We start from the raw sequence: 15,590 nt of genomic DNA on the forward strand, positions 1-15,590 counted from the left end.
TCTGGCGTTCTGATCAACTACGCGCGGCAGCGAGGGATTCCCGTGCCTTCGCTGCGACGTTCTCTGCGGTGAAGCCGAACTCGGCGAACAGGGTCTTCGCGTCGGCGGAGGCGCCGAAGTGCTCCAGGGACACGATGCGTCCGGCGTCGCCGACGTACCGGTACCAGGTCAGGCCGATACCGGCCTCCACGGCGACGCGGGCCTTGACGGCGGCGGGGAGAACGGTCTGCTTGTACTCCGGGGTCTGCTCCTCGAACCACTCCACCGACGGCATCGAGACCACTCGGGTGGGGGTGCCCTCGGCCTCCAGCAACTCCCGTGCGGCAACGGCGAGTTGGACCTCGGAGCCGGTCGCGATCAGGACGACCTCGGGGGCCTCGCTCGCCTCGGCCAGGACGTAACCGCCCTTCGCCGCGTCCGGGTTGGGCGCGTACGTCGGAACTCCCTGGCGGGTCAGGGCCAGTCCGTGCGGGGCCGGGTGCGTGGAGTGGCGCTTGAGGATCTCCGCCCAGGCGATCGCCGTCTCGTTCGCGTCGGCGGGGCGGACGACGTTCAGGCCCGGGATCGCGCGCAGCGACGCCAGGTGCTCGACCGGCTGGTGGGTCGGGCCGTCCTCGCCGAGGCCCACCGAGTCGTGCGTCCACACGTAGGTGACCGGGAGCTGCATCAGCGCGGACATGCGGACCGCGTTGCGCATGTAGTCGGAGAAGACGAGGAAAGTCCCGCCGTAGATACGGGTGTTGCCGTGCAGCGCGATGCCGTTCATCTCGGCGGCCATCGAGAACTCGCGGATGCCGAAGTGGACGGTCCGGCCGTACGGGTCGGCCTCCGGGAGGGGGTTGCCCTTCGGGAGGAACGAACTCGCCTTGTCGATCGTCGTGTTGTTCGAGCCCGCCAAGTCGGCGGAGCCGCCCCAGAGTTCGGGGACGACCGGGCCCAGCGCCTGGAGGACCTTGCCGGAGGCGGCGCGCGTCGCGACCGACGTGCCCTCCTCGAAGACGGGCAGCGCGTCCTGCCAGCCCTCGGGGAGCTGGCCCGCCACGACACGGTCGAACAGGGCGGCGCGCTCCGGGAGTTGGCCGCGCCACTCCGCGATCCGCTTGTCCCACGCGGCGTGCGCCTCGGCGCCCCGGTCGAGGGCCTGGCGGCTGTGCGCGAGGACCTCGGGGGCGACCTCGAAGGACTGCTCCGGGTCGAAGCCGAGCAGGCGCTTGGTGGCGGCGACCTCGTCGGCGCCGAGCGCGGAGCCGTGCGAGGCCTCCGTGTTGCGGGCGTTGGGGGCGGGCCAGGCGATGATCGTGCGCAGGGCGATGATGGAGGGGCGGTCGGTCTCCGCCTGCGCCGTCCTCAACGCCGCGTACAGGGCGGGGACATCGACGTCGCCCTCGTCGGTGGGTGCCACGCGCTGAGTGTGCCAGCCGTACGCCTCGTACCGCTTCAGGACGTCCTCCGAGAACGCCGTCGCCGTGTCGCCCTCGATCGAGATGTGGTTGTCGTCGTAGACGAAGACCAGGTTGCCGAGCTTCTGGTGGCCGGCCAGCGAGGACGCCTCGGCGGAGACGCCCTCCTCCAGGTCGCCATCCGAGACGATCGCCCAGATCGTGTGGTCGAAGGGGGAGGTGCCCTCGGGGGCCTCCGGGTCGAAGAGGCCACGCTCGTAGCGGGCCGCCATCGCCATGCCGACCGCGTTCGCCAGGCCCTGGCCGAGGGGTCCGGTCGTGGTCTCGACGCCCGCCGTGTGGCCGTACTCCGGGTGGCCGGGGGTCTTCGAGCCCTGCGTGCGGAACGCCTTCAGGTCGTCGAGTTCAAGCTCGTATCCGGCCAGGAAGAGCTGGGTGTAGAGGGTCAGCGAGGTGTGGCCGGGGGACAGCACGAAGCGGTCGCGGCCCGTCCACTCCGGGTCCGCCGGGTCGTGCTTCATCACCTTCTGAAAGATCGTGTACGCGACCGGGGCCAGGCTCATCGCCGTGCCCGGGTGGCCGTTGCCGACCTTCTGCACCGCGTCCGCCGCGAGCACGCGGGCGGTGTCCACGGCTCGGCGGTCGAGGTCGGTCCACTCCAGGGCCTTGGGTGTCTGCGCGCTCATCGTCAGAGATCCCTCTTCAAGAAGTCACTTGTGCGACCGGTAACACGGTCGTTACGTCTCCAAAACTAAAAGTCGGACTTTTTCTGTGGAAGGGCTGCATGTGTCAGCCTGTGGTGAAAGTGGGACACGGAGATCACGAGCGAGGCGGCGCGAGCGGGACATGGCGGACAGAACCATCCAAGGCGGCGAGGGTGACGGGCCGGTGGCCGGAATCCGAACGTTCCCCTTCCCCGTCGACCTCAGCGTCGCGGGGGTGGGCATGCAGGTCGGGCCTCTCGACGCCGGGCGCGCCTGGCACGCGCCCGAGGCCCGCCTCGACCGGGTCCACCGGATCGACTTCCACGTGGTCCTGCTGTTCGAGGACGGGCCGGTGCGGCACATGGTCGACTTCACGGAGTACGAGGCCCGTGCGGGCGACGTCCTGTGGATCAGGCCGGGGCAGGTCCACCGCTTCTCCCGCGTCCCCGACTACCGGGGGACCGTCCTCGCGATGCAGCCGGGGTTCCTGCCGCGCGCGACGGTCGAGGCGACGGGGCTGTACCGCTACGACCTCCCCCCGCTGCTGCACCCCGACGCGGAGCGGCTCGCCGCGCTGCGGGGTTCGCTGGCGCACCTGCGGCGCGAGTACGAGGACGCCGAGACGCTGCCTCTGAGCCTCCACACGGCGGTGCTGCGGCACTCCCTGACGGCGTTCCTGCTGCGCCTCGCCCACCTCGCGGCGACCAGCTCCGCCGAGGCGGAACGGCGGATGGACACGACGTTCACACTCTTCCGCGACGCGGTCGAACGGGACTTCGCGACGAACCACAGCGTGAGCGCGTACGCGGACGCCCTCGGCTACTCCCGGCGCACGCTGGTCCGCGCGGTGCGCGCGGCGACGGGTGAGACGCCCAAGGGTTTCATCGACAAGCGGGTGATCCTGGAGGCGAAGCGCCTCCTGGCCCACACGGACCTGCCCATCGGCCGCGTGGGCGCGGCCGTCGGCTTCCCGGACCCCGGCAACTTCTCGAAGTTCTTCCACCAGCACACGGACATGACGCCGGCGGCGTTCAGGGCGGAGCTGCGTTAGCGGAGGTCGGTCACACGGAGGTACCCGGCGCCGGGCTCGTGGTCGCAGGTCAAAGGCTCGCTGGGGAGCGGGGTGGTGAAGTATGCGGGGTCGAGGCGGAAGCGGATACGGGTGCCTTCCGCCGGGGGCGGGGTGAACTCGGCTGGTTCGGCGACGGGTTGGAGACGCCGGAGGGTCTGCCGGAAACCTCGTCCGTCCCGCCACACTTCGACGACGGTCTCCGCACTGAGGACTGCCGCTGCTGCGGCCGAGTAGCGGTTCGGGCCGAGCAGCGAGTCGTTGTACCCCGGGACGGGGCACCCCTCGGCGTCCAGCGCATCCGCACGGTCGTCCGCGATCGAGAACTCCAGATCGGCGTGGATCTCCACCTCGACCCGCGAGGAGTGCGGCTCGGCCACCTTGGCCGCCGGGTGCAGAGCGTGGCCCACCACGGCGCTCAGCACCTCACCGGTCAGGCGGGGGTCGCGCAGCCCGACACGGAAGTGCATGCCGGGTCTCCGGAGGACAAACTCCTCCATGGAGGGCACGGTGATGTGGCTCGCGTCGTACTCGCTCGCGGTCATCCACGCACGCTACGCGGCGTCACCCGAGGCGGTGGTCACGTCCACCTGGTCGTCGTGCATGGTCATGCGCGCCGGGTCCGGCCGGGACTCGTGCCGGCCGGACCTCCCTCGGGTCCCTCCTACCACCACCTGACCTGGAACTTCACCGAGTTGAAGTTTTCGGGGCCGCGCTGCCCCGACTCGTAGAAGGCCACGGTCTCGGCGGGCTGGCAGTCTCTGCCCCGGTACAGGATGGCGACGCGGTCGGTGCTGTTGGTTGCCTGGGTTCCTTCCCATGGGGTGTTGTAGCAGTGGTTGTCCTCGGGGTCGGGCAGGTGGTTTCCCGGTGGCCAGCCTCCGTTCAAGTAGTAGTAGGCGAAGGTGCCTCGTGCTGCCTGGGCGGGTGTCGTGAACGCGGTGCACAGGGCCGTGGCGGCCATGACCACGGTCAGGGTCTTGCGGAGGTGTTTCATGAAGTCGCTCTCTCGGGGGGCGTGTTGCGGACGGCCAGTGTGTTCGGCCGGATACGCCCGTGGAGCGGCTGTCACCCGGATGGCCCTGGGGGAAACGATCCCGCCTCATCCGTCCGAGGTACCCCTCGCCGAAGTGAAGTGCCCTTTCAGTGCCCGAAGTCGAACCAGTTGACGTTCACGAAGTCGTTCGGCTGGCCGCTCGTGAAGGTGAGGTAGACGTCGTGGGTGCCGGTGACGGAGGAGATGTTGGCGGGGACCGTGCGCCAGGTCTGCCAACTGCCGGTGCTCGCCAGCGAGAAGCTGCCGATCGGGGTGGAGGTGCGGCTGTCCAGGCGGACTTCCACCAGGCCGCTGACGCCGGATGCCGCGCCGCTCGCCACGCGGGCGTAGAACTGGGTCGCCGGGGTCGAGCCGAAGTTGACGCCCTTGTACTGCGCCCAGTCGCCGTTCGTCAGGGAGCCGATGTTCTGGCCGCCGCCGGTGTCGGAGGTGGTCTCCGTGGTGGTGCCGGACTGCGCGTCGTAGGACTCGGCCTGGATGGGGGCGTAGGCGTCACGGGACCCGGTGGGAGGGGGAGTTGTGCCGCCGCCGGTGGACTGGAGGACCTGGACGTAGTCGACGAGCATCGGGTGGCCCGGCACGGTGCCGCTGTCGAGGCCGCCGCCGTACGCGTCCGGGAAGGCGCCGCCCATCGCGACGTTCAGGATGACGAAGAAGCCGTGGTTGGTGGCGTTGGCCCAGGTCGTGGCGTCGACCTGATTTGCCGTCACCGTGTGGAAGTTGACGCCGTCGACGTAGAAGCGGATCGCCTCGGGGGTGACCGAACGGTCCCATTCCAGCGTGTAGTTGTGGAATCCGGACTGGCAAGTAGTGCTAGGGCAGGCGACGTTGTTGCCGATGCCGGTCGTCTCGTTGCAGGGCCCACCGGGGTTGGTGCCGCAATGGACGGTCGACCAGACCCGGTTGAGACCCTGGACGTTCTCCATGATGTCCAGCTCGCCGACGCTGGGCCAGTTCTGGTAGTTGCCCCGGTAGGGCGCGCCCAGCATCCAGAAGGCCGGCCAGTACCCCTCGGCGGCCGTGCCGGTCACGTTCGGCATCTGGATGCGCGCCTCGACGCGGAGCTTGCCGCCCGCCGGGGGCTGGAAGTCCGTACGGTTCGTCTCGATCCGGCCCGACGTCCAGTTCCCGGCGGAGTCCCGCAGCGGCGTGATCCGGAGGTTGCCGCCGCCGTCGAGGGAGACGTTCGCGGTGCTGTTGGTCATCGTCTCGACCTCGCCGGTACCCCAGTTCGCGGGGCCGCCGGGGTACGAAGTGCCGGTGCTGTACTGCCAGTTGGAGGTGTTGACGCCGGTTCCGGCGGCGCCGTTGAAGTCGTCCAGGAAGACCTGGGACCACCCCGACGGCGGGGTCGGCGCGGAGGCGCCCGCGGGGAGGGTGGCCGCTGTCGCGAGGGCGGCGGCGAGGCCGAGCGTGGACAGGACGGCGAGCAGGGCGCGACGCCGTCTGGGGATACCGGAGGCTGCGGTCATGGGGGACCTCTCGGGTGCGGGTTTTGTGGGGAGTGCGGGTGCCGAGAAAGCCCTTGAGAGCGCTCTCAAGACGCCGACAATGTCCACCCTGCCCAGAAGGCCGTCAAGAGTTGAAGCGGGGAATTGCCGTACAGGGAAGGCGAGTTCACCCGATGAAGACGGTTATGTGACGTGCCCGCGTCAATGAAACAGGGGTCTATGCCGGCCGCCATCCCAGCGCCCGCGATATCCCCCGCGCCGCCACCCGCACCGCGGGCGCCAACACCCCCACCTGCGCCCCCTGTTGAGGCACGACCACCGACACGGCGGCCACCACCTCACCGCCCGGCCCCCGCACCGGAGCCGCCACCGACAGCGCGTCGTCCGTCACCTGACGGTCACTCACCGCCACGCCCGTACGCCGGACTTCGGCGAGGACGCGGCGCAGACCGGCGGGATCGGTGATCGTGCGGTCGGTGAACGACCTCAACGTGCCGGTGCAGTACGCCTCTTGGAGGCCCACATCACCGTGCGCCAGCAACACCAGCCCCACGCCGGTGACATGGAGCGGCCAGCGCGCCCCCACCCGGATGTGGACGCCCACCGAGGACCGCCCGCTGAGCCACTCCGTGTAGACGACGTCGTGGCCGTCACGGACCGCCATCTGGACGTTCTCGTGGGTGGCTTCGTAGAGGTCCTCCAGGTACGGGAGGGCGATCTGGCGCAGGGCGAGGCCGCGCGGCGAGAGCGCGGCGACCTCCCAGAGCCGCAGGCCGACGTGGTAGGCGCCGGACCCGTCCCGCTCCAGGGCGCCCCACGTGGTGAGGGCGCCGACGAGGCGGTGGGCGGTGCTGAGGGTCAGACCGGCCCGCCGGCTGATGTCCGTGAGCGTCAGCGCCGTATGGTCGTGGTCGAACGCGGCGAGGACGGACAACAGCCGGTCGGGCGCGGAACGTTGGGTCATGCGTCACCCCGATGTGGTCTCCCGCGCCGGGGACGGTGCGGCGACGGGCTCAAGAGTGTCGTACGACGTCTCGCGCATGCGCCAGACGGTGAGCGCGGTGATCGCCGCGCCGGCGCACAGAAGCAGCGAAACCGGCGTGCTGGAACCGCCGTTGGACGCCAGGAGGCTGCTCGCGATCAGCGGGGAGAACCCGGCGCCGATCAGGGTGGCGCCCTGGTAGCCGAGGGAGGCGCCGGTGTAGCGGACGTCCGTCGGGAACATCTCGCTGAGCAGGGCGCCCAGCGGGCCGTACATCGTGGACTGGGCGATGCCGTGGCCGAGGACCAGCGCGAGGATCAGCAGGCCGGGGGAGCCCGAGTCGACCAGCGCGAGGACGGGGAAGGCCAGCGCGGCCGAGGCGACGGCGCCCGCGAGGACGACCGGGCGGCGGCCGACGCGGTCGGACAGGGCGGAGGCCGTGGGGAGGACGGCCAGCGCCACGCAGGAGGCGATCGTCACGGCCGCCAGGACCTGGGGGCGGCTGTAGCCGTGGTCCACCGCGTACGAGATCATGAACCCGGTCAGCAGCGACTGCGCGGTGAACGCGCCGATCCCCACACAGGCCGCGAGCAGCACCGGCTTCGGACGGCGCAGCAGCTCGAACACCGGGGGTTTCTCCGGCCGTTGACCGGCGACGAAGAGCGGGCTCTCGGTGACGCGCAGGCGCACGAAGAGCCCTACGGCGAGCAGGACGACGCTCAGCAGGAACGGCACCCTCCAGCCCCACGTACGGAACTCGTCGTCCGGCAGGGTCGAGACGAGCGTGACCACCCCGGCGGAGAGCACGGAGCCGAGCGGGGCTCCGAGTTGGGTGGCGCTCGACCACAGGCCGCGCCGCTCGCCGTGCGCGTGCTCGGCGTGCTCGACGACCATCAGGGTCGCGCCGCCCCACTCGCCGCCGATCGCGATGCCCTGGACGACACGCAGCGCGACCAGCAGGACGGGCGCCCACACGCCGATCGCGTCGTACGTCGGCAACAGGCCGATGAGGAAGCTGCCCGTGCCCATCAGGGCCATCGTCAGCAGCATCATCGACTTGCGGCCGACCCGGTCGCCGAAGTGGCCGAAGATCAGGCCGCCGAGCGGGCGGGCGAGATAGCCGGCGGCGAAGGTGCCGAACGCGGCGATGGTGCCGACGGCCGGGTCGGCGTCGGGGAAGAACAGGTCGCCGAAGACGAGCGCGGCGACGGTGCCGTACACGAGGAAGTCGTAGAACTCGACGGCGGTGCCGAGCAGCCCGGAGAGGGCCACTCGGCGCAACTGAGCGGTTTCCGGGGACGGTTGGCGGACGGTCTTGCGGGACGACTGCACGGGGAGCTCCCTGGGCCGGTGCCTGGAATGGTCCGTGAAGTTAGGCACTTAAAGAGCGGCCGTCAAGATCTTGCACAACAATCACGGTCAGGCGACGTCCTCTCCGGCCATCCGCAGCAGCAGCCCGTGCAGCACCTCGCGCTCGGCCGAAGTCAGCGGCCCCGTCAGCTCGTTGGTGACCCTGAGGCCCGCTTCGTCCGTGTCCCGCAGGAACGCGCGGCCCGCCTCGGTGAGCACGACGGTGCGGCTGCGCCGGTCGTCGGGGGAGGGGCGGCGCTCGGCGAACGTGAGCCGCTCCAGGTCGTCGACCAGGCCGACGATCGCGCTCGGGTCGTAGCCGAGGCGTGCGCTCAACTCCCGTTGCAGGGCGCCCTCGCAGCCCGCGAGGTAGCGCAGTACCGCGTAGTGGCGCAGGCGCACGCCGGACTCCTGGAGGAACGTGTTGAACAACTGGCCCGAGCGCAGGCCGAGTCGGTACAGCAGATAGCCCGTGTCGGCGTGCAGGCCGCGCATCCATGGCTCGTCCGCGTCGATCTGGGCGGGGCTCGCGGTGTCGTGCGGGCTGGTGATGGCGGGCTCCTCGGGGTCGGTGCCGGGTCGGGCGGTCTGTCGTACGGATTCCAGCATGAACCATCTGTAGGTCGGCGACAACTATTGACGACAACAATCATTGCTCTTAGCTTCTATCTCCACGCCGCTCCTCACCGAAGGGACTTTCCGTGCCCCGTATCGATCTCACCGGCAAGGCCGCCGTCGTCACCGGCGCCGGCCGTGGCCTCGGACTCGCCTACGCCCGCGCGCTGGCCGCCCACGGCGCCTCCGTGGTCGTCAACGACGTCGACGAGGAGGCCGCGGAAAACGCGGTGAAAGCGATTGCAGAAACGGGCGGGACCGCCGTCGCCGAGGTGGTGCCCGTCGGGACGACCGAGGCCGCCGAGCGGATCGTGGGGCGGGCCGTCGAGGCGTTCGGGCGGCTCGACGTGCTGGTCACCAACGCCGGGATCCTGCGCGACAAGGTGCTGTGGAAGATGACGGACGACGACTTCGACGCCGTGATCACCACGCATCTGCGGGGCACCTTCACCTGCGCGCGCGCCGCCGCTGTCCACATGCGCGAGCGCGGCGAGGGCGGGACGCTGATCCTCGTCGGCTCGCCCGCCGGGCAGCGGGGGAACTTCGGGCAGACCAACTACGCGGCGGCCAAGGCCGGGATCGCCGCGTTCGCCCGGACCTGGTCGATGGAGCTGGCCCGCGCGCAGATCACCGTCAACGCGATCGTGCCGGTCGCCGCGACCGCGATGACCGAGACGATCCCCGCGTTCGCGCCGTACGTCGAGGCGATGAAGCGCGGGGAGCCGCTGCCCGGGTTCCTCCGCAAGGGCGAGGGGTTCGGGACGCCCGAGGACTGCGCGGCGCTCGTACCGTTCCTCGCGTCCGACGCGGCGCGCGGGATCACCGGGCAGGCGATCGGCATCGGCGGCGACAAGGTGACGCTGTGGTCGCATCCGCAGGAGGTGCGGGCGGCGTACGCGGACGGCGGCTGGTCGCCGGAGACGCTCGCGGAGGCGTGGGGTACGTCGGTGGGGGCCCAGCCGGAGACGGTGGGGATTCCGGCGCCGAAGGTGGGGGAGGCGTGAGCGCGCGCCCGGCGATGGACGTCGAGGCCCTCACCGCGATCGACGTCCACACCCACGCCGAGGTCTCCTCCAAGGGCAACGTCTCCCTCGCCGACGACCTCCACGACGCCTCCGCCGCCTACTTCAAGGTCGAGGGCAAGCGGAAACCGACCCTGGAGGAGACGGCCGCCTACTACCGCGAACGCAACATGGCCGCCGTCATCTTCACCGTCGACTCCGAGTCCGCGACCGGCACCGCCCCCGTCCCCAACGAGGAGGTGGCCGAGGCCGCCGCCGCGAACGCCGACGTCCTGATCCCCTTCGCGTCCATCGACCCGTTCCGGGGCAAGGCGGGCGTCAAGCAGGCCCGGCGGCTCATCGAGGAGTACGGGGTCAAGGGGTTCAAGTTCCACCCCAGCATCCAGGGCTTCTTCCCCAACGACCGTGCTGTGGCCTACGAGTTGTACGAGGTGATCGAGGGGTACGGCTGCATCGCGCTCTTCCACACCGGCCAGACCGGCATCGGCGCGGGCGTCCCGGGCGGCGGCGGCATCCGCCTCAAGTACTCCAACCCCCTGCACGTGGACGACGTCTCGGCCGACTTCCCCGACCTGAAGATCATCCTCGCGCACCCCTCCTTCCCCTGGCAGGACGAGGCGCTCGCGGTCGCCACCCACAAACCCGGCGTCCATATCGACCTCTCGGGCTGGTCGCCGAAGTATTTCCCGCCCGGGCTCGTGCAGTACGCCAACACGTTGCTGAAGGACAAGGTCCTCTTCGGCTCCGACTTCCCCGTCCTCACCCCCGACCGCTGGCTCGCCGACTTCGCGAAGCTGCCGATCAAGGACGAGGTCAGGCCGAAGATCCTGAAAGAGAACGCCGCCCGCCTGCTGACGATCTAGAGGGGCCGCAGATGCGCAACGAGGGACTGGGCTCCTGGCCCGCCCGCCGGGCCCGGAAGACCCCGCACCGCACCGCCCTGGTCCACGGCGACACGCAGTACTCGTACGCCGACCTGTACGACCGCACCACCCGCCTCGCCCACGCCCTGCGCGCGCGGGGATTGAGGCGCGGCGACCGCCTCGCCTACCTCGGCCCGAACCACCCCTCCTACCTGGAGGCCCTGTTCGCGGCCGGCACGCTCGGCGCGGTCTTCGTCCCGCTCAACACCCGCCTCGCGGGCCCGGAGATCGCGTACCAGCTCGCCGACTCCGGCGCGAAGACGCTGATCTACGCCCCCGGTCACGCCGGTCTCGTCGCCGGACTCCCCGGCGGCACCGACGTACGGACGTACCTCGAAGTCGGCGCGGAGTACGAACAGGCCCTGGAGCAGGCGCTGTTCGATCCGGTCGACGAACCCGTCACGGCCGACGACACCTGCGTCATCATGTACACCTCGGGCACCACCGGACGCCCCAAGGGCGCCATGCTCACCCACGGCAACCTCACCTGGAACGCCGTGAACGTCCTCGTCGACACCGACCTCATCGCCGACGAACGGGCCCTGGTCTCCGCCCCGTTGTTCCACACGGCCGGGTTGAACATGCTGACTCTGCCGGTCCTCCTCAAGGGCGGCACCTGCGTCCTGGTCGAGGCGTTCGACCCCGACGCGACCTTCGCTCTGGTCGCCCGGCACCGGATCACGTTCATGTTCGGCGTGCCGACGATGTTCGACCTGATGGCCCGTCACCCGGGGTGGGCCGACGCCGACTTGACCTCGCTGCGCCTGCTCACCTGTGGCGGCTCGCCCGTGCCGTCCCCCCTCATCGCCGCTTACCAGGAACGGGGGTTGACCTTCCTCCAGGGGTACGGGATGACCGAGGCGTCGCCCGGGACGCTCTTCCTCGACGCCGAACACGCGGTCAGCAAGGCGGGTTCGGCGGGGGTGCCGCACTTCTTCAGCGATGTCCGCGTCGTACGGCCGGACTTGGTGCCGGTCGCGGCGGGGGAGACCGGGGAGGTCGTGGTGCGCGGTCCCCATGTCATGCCCGGTTACAGGGGGTTGCCCGAGGAGAGCGCGGCCTCCTTCACCGACGGGTGGTTCCGCAGCGGGGACGCGGCGACGGTCGACGAGGACGGGTACGTCCATATCGTCGACCGGATCAAGGACATGATCATCTCCGGCGGGGAGAACATCTACCCCGCCGAGATAGAGGACTTGATCCTCACGCACCCCGGTGTCGCCGAGTGCGCGGTCATCGGCGTCGCCGACGAGAAGTGGGGCGAGGTGCCGCGCGCGGTCGTCGTGCCCCGCGAAGGGGCCAGCCCCGATCCCGACGCCATCCTCGCGGGGCTCGCGGGGCGGCTCGCCAAGTACAAGATCCCCCGGTCGGTCGTGCTCGCGGACGAACTCCCGCGCACCGCCTCCGGAAAACTCCTCAAGTCCCGGGTGCGCAAGCGCTACGGCAACAGCGAAGGAACGTCATGACCATCACCGTCAACGGCCTCGGCGAACTGAAGAAGCTCGCCGGGAGCGACCTCGGGACCAGCGAGTGGATCGAGGTGACACAGGGGAAGATCGACACGTTCGCCGACGCGACCGGGGACCACCAGTGGATCCACGTCGACGTGGAGAAGGCGAAGGCGGGGCCGTTCGGGGCGCCGATCGCGCACGGGTACCTCACGCTGTCACTCTTCATACCCCTGTTCTCAGGGCTCCTTGAGGTCGAGGGCGTCGCCACCAAGGTCAACTACGGCCTGAACAAGGTGCGTTTCCCCACGCCGGTGAAGGTGGGCTCGCGAATCCGCCTCGCGGCGCGGCTGGCCGATGTGACGGATGTGGCAGGTGGGGTACAGATCACGGTCGACGGCACGATCGAGATCGAGGGGGGTGCGAAACCGGCGGCGGTCGTTCAAGGAGTGCTCAGGTTTCTTGCCTGAGACGGTGGGGAACCGCCGAACTAGCCCATCGGACGTAACGGCGCTCCTCCCCGGGCTGTGCCGCTGCGCCGGGAGAGATAGTGTGCCCCCACCATGACGCTCCGCCGCCTAGGGACAACCGTGAGAACCACTGCACCGGCCGACAGGCCGAAGGCCGACAGCGCACGCCGCCTCGACGCCCCCACCGACCCGAAGAACGCCAGGGGAGTGCGCCGGGCCCTCGCCGGTACACGGTCCGCCCAGGGCGCGGGGGTGACCTTCCAGTCGTCCATCTGACCACCGTCCGACCGACCGCCGAGAACCCCTGAATCCGCTCCCCTCCTCGCGATGACCGCCCCCCTCGTCCCGCTGCGCCAGCTCGTGCTCAAGGTGCACAGCCGGTGCGACCTCGCCTGCCGTCACTGCTACGTGTACGAGCACGCGGACACGAGCTGGTCGGCCAAGCCCAGGGTGATCTCCGAGGAGACGGTCTCCAGGGCCGCCCGGCGGCTCGCGGAACACGCGCGGACGCACCGGCTCGCCTCCGTCCAGGTCATCCTCCACGGAGGCGAGCCCCTGCTCGCCGGAATCCCCCGCCTGCGGTACGTCTGCGAGCAACTCACCGCCGCCTTACGGGGAGTTGCCGACCTGGATCTCCGTATCCACACCAACGGCGTCCAGTTGACGACCCGTCACCTCGACCTTTTCACCGAGTACGGCGTCCGCGTCGGCGTCTCCCTCGACGGCGACCGCGCTGCCAACGACCGCTTCCGCCTCTACCGCGACGGCCGCAGCAGCCACGACAAGGCCCTCGCGGCGCTCGCCCTGCTGAACGAGCACCCCCACCTCTACGCCGGAATCCTCTGCACGGTCGACGTCCGCAACGACCCCGCCGCCGTCTTCGACGCCCTCGCCGCCCTCACCCCTCCCCGTATCGACTTCCTTCTCCCGCACGCCACTTGGGACACCCCGCCCTACCGCCCCGAGGGCCGCGCGACCCCCTACGCCGACTGGCTGCTCGCGGTCCACGCCCGCTGGAGCGAGCGGGGCCGCCCCATGCCGGTACGGCTCTTCGACTCCGTCGTCAGCACCCTCGGCGGCGGCCCGAGCCACACCGAGGCGATGGGCCTGGACTCTGCCGACGTCGTCGTGATCGACACCGACGGCGGCTACGAGCAGGCCGACTCCCTGAAAACCGCGTACGACGGCGCCCCCGCCACCGGCTACGACGTCACCCATCACTCCTTCGACGACGTCTCCCGCCACCCCGGTATGGCCGCCCGGCAACAGGGCCTGGCCGGGCTCAGTGAGCAGTGCCGCGCCTGCCCGGTCGTCCGCTCCTGCGGCGGCGGCCTCTTCGCGCACCGCTACCGCTCCGACGGCACGGACTTCGACAACCCCTCCGTGTTCTGCGCCGACTTGAGGGAACTGGTCGACCGACTCGCCGCCCGCACCGGCGCGGACGCGACCCGCCCCGTCCCCGGCTTCGACGCCCTGGCCGACGGCACCGACGACGGCACGGCCGTGCGAGCCCTCACCGAAGGCCGTGCGGCGGTCACCCTGGCTCTCCTCAGGGAGCTGGAGGCCGAACTCCCGGACCCCGCAAGCCCGTTGTGGACGGACGCCTGGCAGCGCGCCGCCGACCCGCACACCCTGGCGACCGTCCTGGCCCACCCCTACACCCGCCCCTGGATCCTCGACTGCCTCGAAGGCACCGCCTCCCCGGACCACCTCGCCACCCTCGTGGCACCAACCCCGGTACACCGCCTGCGCTGCGGCCCCCTCGACATCGCCCTCGACGACCGCGACCCCCACCGCGACTGCTTCGGCGCCCCCCTCCACCCCGGCCTCACCCCCGACGACGTCACCCGTTGGGAGCAAGTCCTCACCAAAGCCTGGGAGTTGATCGACCGGGCCCTCCCCGGCACCGCCGCCGCGATGGCCGCCGAGGTCGGGACGGTCACCCCCCTCACCGCACCGCCCCGCACCGCCGACGCGGGCCCGGCCGCGCTCGGCGCCCGCCTCGACGACGAACCCGCCGAGGTGGCCGCCCAGTTGGTGCACTGCTTCCGCCTGGGCGTCCTGGACACGCTGCTCGACGTGTGCGAGCTGTACGACGAGGAGGACCCACACGTTGGCACACTCCTCGCCGGCACGTACGCGGGCGCCGCGACCGACGCCCTTCTCGGCACTCACCAAGTCCAGGCTCAGCTACGGGAGTTGGCCGGGCATCCCGCCCTCACCCCCCTCGGCCGCAGGTTCGTCGACGGCATCGGGCGGACCCTGTGAGCGCCGAGTTCGCCCGGCTGGGCGTGCGTCCCGGGGCCACCGTCCTGGTGCACGCCTCGCTGCGCCGGATCGGCGTCGGACCCGGCACGGTCCTCAGGGCGCTGCTCGATGCCGTCGGGCCCGAAGGGACGGTCGTCGTCCCGACGTTCACCGCAGGGAACTCCGACACCTCACCGGCGTACCGGTGGGAGACGCTCGGCATGACGGAGGCTCAGATCGGCGAACACCGGGCCAGGATGCCCGCGTTCGACCCCGAGGGCACGGCCTCGCAGGGGATGGGGCGGCTCGCGGAAGCCGTACGCCGGTCGGCGCGGGCCGTGCGCAGCGCGCATCCGCAGACCTCGTTCGCCGCGATCGGCGCGCGGGCGCGGGAATTGATGGCCGGGCACGACGAGGAGTGCCACCTGGGGGAGCGGTCGCCGCTCGCCCGGCTGGAGGCGGCCCGCGCCCAAGTCCTGCTGCTCGGCGTGGGGTTCGAGGTGTGCAGCGCGTTCCATCTCGGGGAGGCGCGGGTGCCGGGGGCGGCGCGGCGGACGTACGGGTGCGTGGTGCGGCGGGGCGGGGTGCGGACCTGGGTGTGGTACGAGGACGTCGCCCACGACGACCGGGACTTCGGGGAGCTGGGCGCCGCGTTCGAGGCCGAGACGGGGGTGGTGCGGCGTGGGCGGGTCGGGGGCGGGGAGGCGGCCCTGTTCCCGCTCGCCGCCGCCGTCGCGTACGCGAGGGTCTGGCTGGCCGGAAATCGTACACACGGGCTTTCCGCAGACCCGTCACAAGACGGGGCCCGCTCCCTACACTGAGTTCCGGGGTGGCACGGGGATCGGGGGAGCG

15 protein-coding genes are annotated in these 15,590 nt (G+C 70.9%); 8 read left to right on the plus strand and 7 right to left on the minus strand.

Annotation, left to right across the window (positions count from 1 at the left end; translation table 11 throughout):
* Window positions 1-13 precede the first annotated feature (13 nt).
* Complete coding sequence (tkt, locus tag J8M50_RS39585; protein WP_010357583.1) at window positions 14-2,086, minus strand: transketolase; 2,073 nt, start codon at window positions 2,084-2,086, stop codon at window positions 14-16.
* A 160-nt stretch (window positions 2,087-2,246) separates the two neighbouring features.
* Here tkt and J8M50_RS39590 point away from each other — a divergent pair, with 160 nt between their 5' ends.
* Window positions 2,247-3,155, plus strand: a complete 909-nt coding sequence (locus J8M50_RS39590) for a helix-turn-helix transcriptional regulator (RefSeq protein ID WP_010357584.1) — start codon at window positions 2,247-2,249, stop codon at window positions 3,153-3,155.
* Here the strand turns inward: J8M50_RS39590 and J8M50_RS39595 are convergent.
* The 6 genes from J8M50_RS39595 to J8M50_RS39620 form a co-directional block, all read right to left on the minus strand.
* Window positions 3,152-3,718, minus strand: a complete 567-nt coding sequence (locus tag J8M50_RS39595) for a hypothetical protein (protein WP_010357585.1) — start codon at window positions 3,716-3,718, stop codon at window positions 3,152-3,154. The genes J8M50_RS39590 and J8M50_RS39595 overlap by 4 nt on opposite strands.
* Window positions 3,719-3,837: 119 nt before the next feature.
* Window positions 3,838-4,170, minus strand: coding sequence for a hypothetical protein (locus tag J8M50_RS39600; protein WP_010357587.1), 333 nt, complete (start codon window positions 4,168-4,170; stop codon window positions 3,838-3,840).
* A gap of 146 nt (window positions 4,171-4,316) precedes the next feature.
* Window positions 4,317-5,702, minus strand: coding sequence for a glycoside hydrolase family 16 protein (locus tag J8M50_RS39605; RefSeq protein WP_010357589.1), 1,386 nt, complete (start codon window positions 5,700-5,702; stop codon window positions 4,317-4,319).
* 196 nt (window positions 5,703-5,898) lie between these two features.
* Entirely contained in the window at window positions 5,899-6,645 is a 747-nt protein-coding gene (locus tag J8M50_RS39610) for an IclR family transcriptional regulator (protein WP_010357590.1), read from the minus strand.
* Window positions 6,646-6,648: 3 nt separating this feature from the next.
* Window positions 6,649-7,995, minus strand: coding sequence for an MFS transporter (locus tag J8M50_RS39615; protein ID WP_040837729.1), 1,347 nt, complete (start codon window positions 7,993-7,995; stop codon window positions 6,649-6,651).
* A gap of 87 nt (window positions 7,996-8,082) precedes the next feature.
* On the minus strand, window positions 8,083-8,622 hold the full coding sequence (locus J8M50_RS39620; protein ID WP_010357592.1) for a MarR family winged helix-turn-helix transcriptional regulator: 540 nt from the start codon (window positions 8,620-8,622) through the stop codon (window positions 8,083-8,085).
* A gap of 92 nt (window positions 8,623-8,714) precedes the next feature.
* Here J8M50_RS39620 and J8M50_RS39625 point away from each other — a divergent pair, with 92 nt between their 5' ends.
* The 7 genes from J8M50_RS39625 (at window position 8,715) to J8M50_RS39655 (ending at window position 15,559) form a co-directional block, all read left to right on the plus strand.
* On the plus strand, window positions 8,715-9,632 hold the full coding sequence (locus J8M50_RS39625; RefSeq protein ID WP_010357593.1) for an SDR family NAD(P)-dependent oxidoreductase: 918 nt from the start codon (window positions 8,715-8,717) through the stop codon (window positions 9,630-9,632).
* Window positions 9,633-9,646: 14 nt separating this feature from the next.
* A complete protein-coding gene (locus J8M50_RS39630) occupies window positions 9,647-10,513 on the plus strand; it encodes a 4-hydroxyphenyl-beta-ketoacyl-CoA hydrolase (RefSeq protein WP_010357594.1) in 867 nt (288 codons plus the stop codon).
* A gap of 11 nt (window positions 10,514-10,524) precedes the next feature.
* Complete coding sequence (locus J8M50_RS39635; RefSeq protein WP_010357596.1) at window positions 10,525-12,039, plus strand: acyl-CoA synthetase; 1,515 nt, start codon at window positions 10,525-10,527, stop codon at window positions 12,037-12,039.
* Window positions 12,036-12,491 (plus strand): MaoC family dehydratase, encoded by a 456-nt coding sequence (locus J8M50_RS39640; protein WP_010357597.1) that lies wholly within the window; start codon window positions 12,036-12,038, stop codon window positions 12,489-12,491. Before J8M50_RS39635 ends, J8M50_RS39640 begins: the two co-directional genes overlap by 4 nt.
* A 120-nt stretch (window positions 12,492-12,611) precedes the next feature.
* Window positions 12,612-12,767, plus strand: a complete 156-nt coding sequence (locus tag J8M50_RS39645) for a hypothetical protein (protein ID WP_158002825.1) — start codon at window positions 12,612-12,614, stop codon at window positions 12,765-12,767.
* A 51-nt stretch (window positions 12,768-12,818) separates the two neighbouring features.
* Window positions 12,819-14,759, plus strand: a complete 1,941-nt coding sequence (locus J8M50_RS39650; protein ID WP_010357598.1) for an FxsB family cyclophane-forming radical SAM/SPASM peptide maturase — start codon at window positions 12,819-12,821, stop codon at window positions 14,757-14,759.
* A complete protein-coding gene (locus J8M50_RS39655) occupies window positions 14,756-15,559 on the plus strand; it encodes an AAC(3) family N-acetyltransferase (RefSeq protein WP_010357599.1) in 804 nt (267 codons plus the stop codon). Before J8M50_RS39650 ends, J8M50_RS39655 begins: the two co-directional genes overlap by 4 nt.
* Window positions 15,560-15,590 lie beyond the last annotated feature (31 nt).

The organism is Streptomyces acidiscabies, assembly GCF_020010905.1.
In the GTDB taxonomy this organism is placed as follows: Bacteria; Actinomycetota; Actinomycetes; order Streptomycetales; family Streptomycetaceae; genus Streptomyces; species Streptomyces acidiscabies.